11 protein-coding genes are annotated in these 9,324 nt (G+C 57.1%); 10 read left to right on the top strand and 1 reads right to left on the bottom strand.

The features are described from left to right. The 8 genes from HKN37_15855 to HKN37_15820 form a co-directional block, all read left to right on the top strand. The coding region (locus HKN37_15855) for a hypothetical protein (GenBank protein ID NNE48126.1) at positions 1–939 on the top strand (939 nt) is incomplete at its 5' end. A gap of 138 nt (positions 940–1,077) precedes the next feature. Continuing rightward, a complete protein-coding gene (locus HKN37_15850) occupies positions 1,078–2,031 on the top strand; it encodes an alpha/beta fold hydrolase (protein ID NNE48125.1) in 954 nt (317 codons plus the stop codon). Between the two features lie 278 nt (positions 2,032–2,309). Then, positions 2,310–2,765, top strand: a complete 456-nt coding sequence (locus tag HKN37_15845; GenBank protein ID NNE48124.1) for a cupin domain-containing protein — start codon at positions 2,310–2,312, stop codon at positions 2,763–2,765. 275 nt (positions 2,766–3,040) lie between these two features. Next, positions 3,041–3,478: a hypothetical protein gene (locus HKN37_15840; GenBank protein NNE48123.1), complete on the top strand. Its 438-nt coding sequence runs from the start codon at positions 3,041–3,043 to the stop codon at positions 3,476–3,478. Positions 3,479–3,586: 108 nt separating this feature from the next. Continuing rightward, entirely contained in the window at positions 3,587–4,336 is a 750-nt protein-coding gene (locus HKN37_15835; protein NNE48122.1) for a class I SAM-dependent methyltransferase, read from the top strand. A gap of 162 nt (positions 4,337–4,498) precedes the next feature. Next, entirely contained in the window at positions 4,499–4,915 is a 417-nt protein-coding gene (locus HKN37_15830; protein ID NNE48121.1) for a DUF1801 domain-containing protein, read from the top strand. A gap of 72 nt (positions 4,916–4,987) precedes the next feature. After that, the gene (locus HKN37_15825; GenBank protein NNE48120.1) at positions 4,988–5,575 is read left to right on the top strand and encodes a hypothetical protein; all 588 of its coding nucleotides are present in this window, start codon (positions 4,988–4,990) and stop codon (positions 5,573–5,575) included. Between the two features lie 275 nt (positions 5,576–5,850). Further along, a complete protein-coding gene (locus HKN37_15820; GenBank protein NNE48119.1) occupies positions 5,851–6,210 on the top strand; it encodes an antibiotic biosynthesis monooxygenase in 360 nt (119 codons plus the stop codon). Positions 6,211–6,504: 294 nt separating this feature from the next. Here the strand turns inward: HKN37_15820 and HKN37_15815 are convergent, their stop codons facing one another. Further along, positions 6,505–7,062 (bottom strand): heme-binding protein, encoded by a 558-nt coding sequence (locus HKN37_15815; protein NNE48118.1) that lies wholly within the window; start codon positions 7,060–7,062, stop codon positions 6,505–6,507. A 497-nt stretch (positions 7,063–7,559) separates the two neighbouring features. Between HKN37_15815 and HKN37_15810 the strand changes: the two genes are divergently transcribed. Beyond that, the gene (locus HKN37_15810) at positions 7,560–8,183 is read left to right on the top strand and encodes a hypothetical protein (GenBank protein ID NNE48117.1); all 624 of its coding nucleotides are present in this window, start codon (positions 7,560–7,562) and stop codon (positions 8,181–8,183) included. A 206-nt stretch (positions 8,184–8,389) separates the two neighbouring features. Continuing rightward, a complete protein-coding gene (locus HKN37_15805) occupies positions 8,390–9,139 on the top strand; it encodes a hypothetical protein (GenBank protein NNE48116.1) in 750 nt (249 codons plus the stop codon). The last annotated feature ends 185 nt before the right edge of the window (positions 9,140–9,324 follow it).

Below are 9,324 nucleotides of genomic sequence, written 5' to 3'. Positions count from 1 at the left end.
GGCGGATTCGATCTGGAGTATCGCTCGGACGGGATGCATCCGATCCGGGCCGAGGTCCGGAAGTTGCTTCAGGAAAGGCTTCCCGAGACGTATCAAGACTCAATCAGGAGCTACTATTCAAGCCATGGCCACTCTCTAGGATATTACGGGACCTTCGCATTTGCCTTGGAGGGTCCACCTACCTTCTCTCTGGTGTTTGAGGACGAAACGAGCAGCGGGTGGGTTGACGAAATCATCGAGGATCTGCCGGAGTTGGACGGACGCCTGACGGCATTCTACCGCCGGGCGGGTATCGGCGAACTCTGGCGTACCTATGGCCCTCGACTTCAAACAGAACATGACAAGTACAAGCCCTACGCATCGACGGCATTGGATCACCTGAATGCCTATTTCAGGGCTGATGATTTCGTTTTCCAGGATCACCGTGGCAAGATCATAACAGCCTACAGTCCACTGTTGTCATTTTTTACAGCGTTCACAGTGACGGTAAACGGAGACGTGTATCTAGTCTTCGGTCCCCAACCGGGTGAGCCGAGCCCAGCCTCGTACTATCACGAAGCTGCCCACCACATCGTCGGTCCATTTATCGACAAGCACGTCAGCGAAATTGAGTCGCATTTGGCTCTACTGCCACTGGCTCAGGAAAGACTCGGGGGCAACAGCACCTGGAAGACCGTGGTCGAGGAATCTCTAGTACGAACGGTTGACAAGATTCTCTCTGGTCGGCTGCATGATGCGTCTCAAGAAGAAGTAGCAACCATGGTTGAGAATGAGTACGAGAGGGGATACATCCTCAGCCTATTCCTGTATGAGGCCCTATCCGCCTACGAAGCAAGCGACGTCTCCATGGAAGCGTACTTCCCTACCCTTCTTTCTGCGCTTGATGTCGAACTAGAGCAACGGCGTTGGAGGAAGCTATCTTCCGATACCCTCGATTGATCGCTGCATCACTCATGTCGAACACACCCTGGATGAATTCGATAGCCCCGACGTAACGTGACCCACGTATGCTGCGCAGGCGGGGTGTGCACGGATAACCCTCTTGACACTCTGGTATGTTCTACCGACCATCATCCTATGATGCCAAAGCCACTACCGCCCTGGCCCTCTCCATTGTCTGTAGGCGCGCTCCTAATCGCTGCAGTGCTTATCCTGGCATTCAGCCCAGGTGAAGCCTACGCTCAAGAACTACCGCCGCAACAGGTTCATCGAGCGGATTTCGCTCCGTCCTCAGATGAGGTATTCGGAGTTGTCAGGCAGTTCTATGACTACGACCGGAGCTTGCCTATCTCTCCGCGAACTGTGGAGTCATGGGAGGAGGACGCCATTACCTACGAGAAGGTCGTGTTCACCACGCAGAACGGAGAGCGAGTCCCGGGTATCCTGGCCCTACCGCAGTCCCGAGACGCAAGGGTACCCGTCGTACTTCTCGTGCATGGCCTCGGTAGCTCGAAAGACCGGTGGGAGCGGGACGACCGCGTCGATTTGCGAGATTCTCTGCTGGCTGCGGAGATCGGCGTCTTTGCCATCGACCTTCAGTTGCACGGTGAGCGTAGCGCAGTGAACGACTACCAGAATCCAGTCTACCTGACGTTCGGCGACAGCCTCTTCACGCGCAATCGGGACATGGTCGTCGAGTCCACTATCGATGCCCGCCGCGCCCTCGACTACCTCTCGAGCCGCCAAGAGCTGGATCCAGCGAGAATGGCCGTCGTGGGGTACAGTATGGGTGGTGGGATCGCACTACGCCTCGCTGCATTGGAGCCGCGGCTCGTCGCCGCTGTGGGGTGTGCCGTGCCTACGAGGGAGGCGCCGCTTTCGACCGACCCGTTCAACTTTGCCGCTCGGGCCACCGTCCCGACGCTGCTCCTCATCGGCACGGATGACTGGCTCAGCTCGCCGGCGGATGTCCATACGCTGCACGGGTTGCTTCCCGAGGGAAGTGACTTGACCTTTTTCGAGTCCGGACATTCCCTTCCACGCAAGTTCACATGGGAGGCCGCCGCATGGCTGATCGAGCGGTTCCAGTGATCATCCGTAGGAAAGACTGGTGAACGACTGATCACAATGAGCGGAAATCGCTCGCCCGGTCGATGGATGGCGTGGTACTCAGTCGGGTTATGGTATCGCCTAGAAAAGAGACACGGCGTGTGTCACGGGCACGGCGCCTGGTCGAGTTCGTTGCCGATCGCGAGCGGGTATCGGTGCCACATCTCGAACCGGTTCACGTGTGACGGCCCTTTCGATAGCGATTAGCCCTTTTCTGCTAAGCTTAATTGTTATATTGCTCTCAAGTTGCCTGCCCATCCATGGATCCAGCGATAAAGCCTTATACCTCGGCCGAGACCCTCGAGATCGCCGAGGGCATCGCAGTGAAGATCCTCCTCACGGGTGACGACACAGGCGGCGCGATCGCCGTGTTCGAAGACATCGTTGCGCCCGATACGGGACCGCCCCGACACATTCACCACCTCCAAGACGAGACTTTCTTCTTCCTCGAGGGCCACTTCGACGTGGAGATCGAAGGCGCCTTGCACCACTTTGGGCCCGGGGACACGGCCTTTGTACCGAAAGGCAGTGTCCACGCGTTCAAGAATGTCGGATCGGCCCCTGGGTGTCTGCGGTACACCTTTAACCCCGCGCTCAGGATCGAGGAGATGTTTCGGGCCCTTCACTTCGCCTTCATGGGCGATGGCTTCGACGAGGGAGCCGCGGCTGCCCTAGCAGCCGAACATGGCCAGGAGATGGCGGGACCACCTCTCTAGGCTCGCCAGCGACCAGCGTGCCGCGCATCCAGAGTTCGCACAGCGCTGGTGCCGGTAGGCGCGGTCGTTGAGATACAGGCTGACCATGTCGAGCATCATGTTCGGCGAATTCGAGCCATTCGTTCGGAGATTGGTGATGCCTAACCCTATCGTGTAGCACGCACGGGGCCTTCCGGGATTTCCCACTTGCGGGGCCGCTAGCATCTGCATACGTTGGCTTCGGCAAACTCCGCGCCGCAAATGAGAAGACTGGTAGTCCGGAAGACGAGACAGTAATGTGGACTGAAGACTACACACGAGAAATTGTCATATCCAACACAGCCAGCGCGGCATTCCGAGCGTTGACAGCCGAGTTCGGCGAGTGGTGGACGCCCATCAGCTCTCCGATTACCAAAGTTGGCGAACTGGTGACTTTCACGTTCGACGCTACGCACTGGACCATGCGTGTACTTAAGTTGGTCGCTGCTGAATGCGTGGAACTCCAGTGTATAGACGCGCACCACGTTCACGAAGGCTTGCCGAACTCAATACTCAAGGAGTGGCAAGGCACCGTCTTGAGCTGGAGTATACGAGCGGAAAACGGGCGCACCCGGATAGGCTTTGTTCACAAGGGGCTCGCTCCTTCGCTCGACTGCTATGAGGTTTGTGAGCGGGGGTGGGACCATTACTTCGTTAATTGCCTGAAGGTTTACCTGGACAGTAGTGGAAGCTAGAGTTACACGTGATGATGGTCGACTTGAACCGTACAAACAACCTAACCGGTCTCCGCGGGGACGGCAAACTCGCCGCCACTAGCTTAACGTAAGGCAGAAAGAAAGCCCATGGATATCTGGAAGTATTTCGCTATCGGGCATGAGCACCACGTGTTCTGGAATCCGCTGAGCGAGGCCAAAGTCGATGAGTTGATCGAGCTCCTGGCACTTCCGGATGAGGCTCAGGTCGTCGACATCGGGTGTGGAAAGGCTGAGTTCCTGGTGCGGACCGTCAGGCGATGGAACTGCAGCGCGGTCGGCGTCGACATGTCTCCCTACTGTGTTGCGGACGCTCGCGCGAAGATCGAGGCGGCTGGACTTGCGTCCGCAGTCGAGATCGTGGAAGCGAATGGAAGTGATTACAGCGCAAAGCCATTGTCGTTCGACGCGGCAGTCTGTTTAGGTGCCTCCTGGATCTGGGGCGGACTGGAAGGAACGCTTCGTGCTCTATCCTCTTATGCCATACCAGGCGGGCTGGTGTTGGTCGGCGAGCCCTTCTGGCGAACCGCTCCGTCCCGTGAGCATCTCGAGGCTGCTGAATTCACCGAGTCGAGCTTCGGCACCCACATAGGAAATATTCAAACGGGGCTCCGGATGGGGCTAGGTCTTCTCCACGCCGTCGTCTCAAACGAGGATGACTGGGATCGGTACGAGGGCTACCAGTGGTACGCCGCCGAGAAATACTCGAAGCACCATCGTGACGATCCGGACGTTCGGGAGCTGTTGGACAAGGTGCGGAAGTCGCGCGACCACTACCTCGAGTGGGGCCGAAAGGAAATTGGTTGGGCCGTGTATCTCTTCGTGAAGGACCCGTCGTGACTCGCTGGTACAGCCGTTCGGCGGCCCAACCCTCCCGCGTAGTGGATGCCAGCCCTGTAGGGTCGATCTTGACAATCACCGCCTTCCCACCGACCATACTCGTAGGCGCACTCCGCCCTACAGAGAAACTACCTGACGGCGTTTGAGAACGCGTTGATTGAGATGACGCCGACTCCATCCCCTGAGATCATGACCGTGTTCGAAAGTCACGCCCCAGGCGTGCGGGCGCGTCTACTTGAGCTTCGCGCTCTCATCTTTGCCACCGCTGCTGAGACGGATGGGGTCGGGAAACTCCACGAGACGCTGAAATGGGGTGAACCGGCTTATCTGACGGCCGAGACGAAGAGTGGCAGCACGATTCGCATCGGCCCAATGAAGAAGGATCCGGCGAAGTACTGCCTGTTCTTCAACTGCCAGACGACCCTGGTTGAGACGTTCAAGCAGTGGGGCCCAACGGGACTAACGTTTCAAGGAAACCGAGCCGTCGTCTTTGACGTCGTGGCCCCGCTACCTCGAGAGTTAGCATCAGACTGCATCGCTGCAGCACTCACCTATCATCTCACGAAGAAGAGGTGGTAGTGGCCATCCCGCACGACCTGAATCGTGGGTTCGGAAGACGTAAACTGCAACCTTATCAGTTCAGAAACACCCATGACCGCGACCCGGAATAGCAAAGTTGATACGTTCGTGAGCCGGGCCACAAAGTGGCAATGCGAGACCCGGACACTCAGGTTGATCCTTCTCGATTGCGGGCTGGGCGAAGACCTGAAGTGGGATAAGCCATGCTTCATGTTCGAGGGGAGAAACGTGGCCATCATCCAACCTTTCAAAGAGCACTGCTCGCTCATGTTCTTCAAGGGTGTCCTGCTCGAGGACACGCATGGCATGCTCCGCAGCCAGGGAAAGAACACACAGTCCGCGTTGCGGATGGAGTTCACATGCGAGGCTGATATAAAGAAGACCGTTGTAAAGTCTTACGTGAAGCAGGCCATCGCCGTCGAGAAGGCAGGGCTGAAGGTCGACTTCAAGGCCAAGCACGAGCTGAAGCATCCTGAGGAGCTTACAGAAATCCTGAAGAACGACCGCAGGCTCACGAAGGCGTTCCACGCCCTGACCCCCGGACGACAAAGAGCATACGTCCTCCACTTCACGGGAGCCAAGCAATCGGCGACTCGCGTCGCGCGAATCCAGAAGTGCATCCCCAAGATCCTCGCAGGGAAAGGCATCAGCGACCGCTAGCACTCGATGCGATCTGAAACGCTCGAAGCATGAACCGGTCGAAACTGGAAACTCAAGTTCTGTCGCAGGCCGTAAGAAGTCGGGTGCCTCGCGACGATGCGGGACAATCCGAACTTGCACCGGATGGCCCCCTCAGGTTACTATTGGTAGCAGGCGGCGGACCAACCGGCAGTGGTTGAAGTCACTGTCGACCTGTTGCCGTAGAAGCTCCACAGGCAACACCGCCTGTTCTAGCCGAGGACCCTTCACCTTCACTCATAGCTGAGGACCCTACCATGCCAGATACAGTTTCCTGGAATCTCCGCTTGTCTGTTCGAGATGGACAACTCGAGAAAGTGCAAACGTTGATGACTGAGATGGTCGCTTCTACGCGGCAAGAAGAACCTGGAACCGAAGCGTATGAGTGGTTCATCAGCGAAGATGGCTCGACGTGCCACATTTACGAGCGCTACGTGAATTCAGATGCGGTAATCGCTCACCTGAACAACTTTGGAGCAAACTTCGCCGAGCGATTCCTCGGGTGTCTTGAGCCAGTGACTTTTACTGTCTACGGCGATCCTAGTCCAACGGCACGCGGCGCTCTTGACGGATTCGGAGCAAACTACTTTGAATGGATAGGTGGGTTTAGTCGATGATCCAACGGGATCCGCTTGGGAGGTCGTGGAATCGACCAGGTATCGTCGGCTTACGGAAAACGACGACGCGACTAGTTTGCCGTGTAGCCAGAGTTTGCCCGGGGGCAAACGCACTCAGCAAGTGGATCCAACAAACAGCATCGACAAACGTTGCTGCGCAGACGTAACGTGTCGTCTCCTGGAGCGTCAACCTAGAGCGGCGAACACTTGATTCGACCTTGGTGGGCTCGTCGGTCAACCTCGATGTCTTTGCCGGTGATGGCCGCTACCGTGATCCAACGACGCCCGCGATGCTCAAATGACCTCGACCGCCACTTCATTGCGTCTAAGAAAAGGTGGGGTCCAGGGGTCATTGTACCGCATCAGAAACACGCGTCCCCGCGTTTCCACATCCAGCTCGCGAAGCAGATTGAGCAGCTCTGCCCTCTTCTTCTCGACGCGTGATTGCGAAGTCCACCAGGAAAACGCCAGTGTCGCCAGCTTCCGTCGCGGTATGGTGGTGAATTCGATTGCCTGCCCAGCCGGTGTGGGCGCATTCTCTACCGAGACACCCTCGGGCAGAATGAATGACATCTTCTCATCTGTGATCACCGGTGCCGTCATCGACACCGTCTCTCCTTCTTTATTACTGCCAAATATGTAGGATGCAAGCACAGGAAATGCTGACTTATCGGTTTCGTACTGAGTGGAGATCCATGTCTGCTCTTCATATTGCCGAATCTCCACCTGTCGGGAGAGGTTTCGAACGACTTCGTACGGAGGTCGCTCCGTACTGTAGATCACGTACAATCCCCAGCAAGTCCAAAGGCCAAAGATTGTCGCTCCGACGAAGAGGATCAGTTTAACATTCATGAATTGGGTTTCTACTATGGTTACATCTTGCGAGATCGACACCACAACGTGACTGCGACCCCAGACCTGATCTACCTATACTGTCTGAAGTATACTGACGCTGCACGAAACCAGCGATACCGGGAGCGACGGTGCGACCAGTAAACAACTGAACGAGATGAGAGGACCAACCGTTTCTCATCGTGGGCTACGCGAGTGCGTTCGGCGCCGAGTCGATCGCCGTGTCGGGATTTCCCCCCTTGCCAACCCGTCTTGTTCTGCCGACTATGATGCAGCCACGCGTTCCGCGCCGCTAATGCAAAAACCGTTATTGTGCGGTGGAGCGTCGGACGCAGGGTAGGATCGACCTGGGAGTGTCGCTGCTATTCAGCCCGAGAGCGATCCGTTGCCGGTGAAGCTTCCATACATTATGCAACCCAATCGACGACAACGACTGTCAGAACGGGACGCCGCGGCAAGAGCGAACGACAACTAACCTTTTTGCAACCATCATAGTCGTGATGATTGTCGTAGTGGAAGGCGTGAGTGCCGCCGGGAAGACGACTTGGTCCAGTCTGCAACCTCCAGAACAGGTTGTTCTGGAGGCCATCCCTTTATCAGCGACGCTCGCATCGAGTCACGATCGGGCGAGTCATTTCGTAGACCTTCACGTTCGTCGATGGTGTAACGCACTGGACGCCGAGCAGTCGTGCGGCATTGCTATTTGCGACACGGACCCGTTCAAGCTCCACTACGCTTGGTGCGAATTGCGAGCAGGGCTGTGTTCAGTTTCCGACTGGCAGAACGCGCTCGCAGCTCATCGTCGTGCGTTTCACGAGAATCGTCTGGGCCTGGCAGATGCGGTAGTGTTCCTCAATCCTGCTGAGTCCATTATTCGCCATCGTCGTGCCACAGATCTGACTCGGCGACGACGGCGTTTCGAGAAGCACTTTTCGTTCTTACCGTGGCTGGTAGAATGGTACAAGGCGATCGATCGTGTCGAACCGGGCCGCGTGTTCTCGGGCGTTGATGCTGAGATGCCTTCCGTCGCGATTCGACAGCAGCGAAGCGGCGTTGAGGTATTCGACGCATTCCTGGCGGAGCTCGCGTCCGTCAGTGACCTTGCCATCCTTTCAACATAGCATTTCGGTGGGGTGCATGACCCTAGCCTGCACCGAACAACGGTTTGTACTTACCAGAAAAGGATCGTTGTCTAACCTTTTGATCGGAGGTTGTTTTCACCGTTAATCCGTTGCCGGCGAAGCTTTCATACGTATAGGCCGACTCGGTTGTGGTTGTTGATTGGCCCCGTTTAACTTCTAGCGCACTCGATACAGGTGAGGTGGTCATGCGAAATCCATTTGCCCCCGGCGTCGGCGGAGTCCTGAGCGCAGATATTGCGGTGCCGGAACATGAGCGGGAACTCAGCTTCTACTCACAGATCCTAACCACTGGGAGCGCTCCCCTTTGGCGTGACGATCTGACGAACAATCGCGGTACACCAGTCATCGGCCTGGGGGCTCGCTCCCCTGAATACGAGGCCCTCCCCTTGCAATGGATGCCGCACTTCCAGGTTTCCGACGTTGGTGCCAGCGCGGCAAGCGCCCTCGAACTTGGTGGAAGCGAGCTAATGCACGCCAGGAGTGAGGACGGTCAAAGTCAATGGGCCGTTCTTGTAGACCCCATGGGTGCTGCATTCGGCGTAATCCCTGTCGTTGGCGACGAGTCGGAGGCGGCAGATCAACCCCAGAGTGTTGGACGTATTGCATGGCTGACGCTTGTGGTTTCGGACGTCCCCACCACGTGCCGTTTCTACGAACAGGTCGTCGGATGGTCGAGAGCCTCGGCCGACGTCGACGGCGGATTCGAAATGCTGCGCCCGGACGGTGTGTCTACCGCGGAAATCTGCCATTCCAGCGGCGACAACGAGGGAATCCCACCCGTCTGGATACTTGGTCTGCCTGTCGATGACCTCGAGGAGAGTCTTCGACTCGTTGGCGAGGGCGGCGGCGAGATCATCAAGGGATCGACTGACGCCGGTCACGCCGTCATACGAGACGCGGTCGGTGTTTGCATAGCGTTGCAGGCCAATAAGTAATGCGCAGCGCGGGGCTCCAGAGATGTCATTGAGTTGCTTCGAGCGCATGGTGGAGACCCGCCGAAACAATCACGGTGTCTCACCGCTCGATCTATCGCGCACCATCGATAACTACGACGTTGCGCAGTGGGCTGAGCATCTTGACAACTAATCTTCTCAATGCGGCCTGACCCCTACCTGTAGAG

It is taken from the genome of Rhodothermales bacterium (assembly GCA_013002345.1).
Taxonomy (GTDB): domain Bacteria; phylum Bacteroidota; class Rhodothermia; order Rhodothermales; family JABDKH01; genus JABDKH01.
Note: the sequence above shows the minus strand (reverse complement) of the source record. Positions and strands in the feature narration are given on the sequence as shown.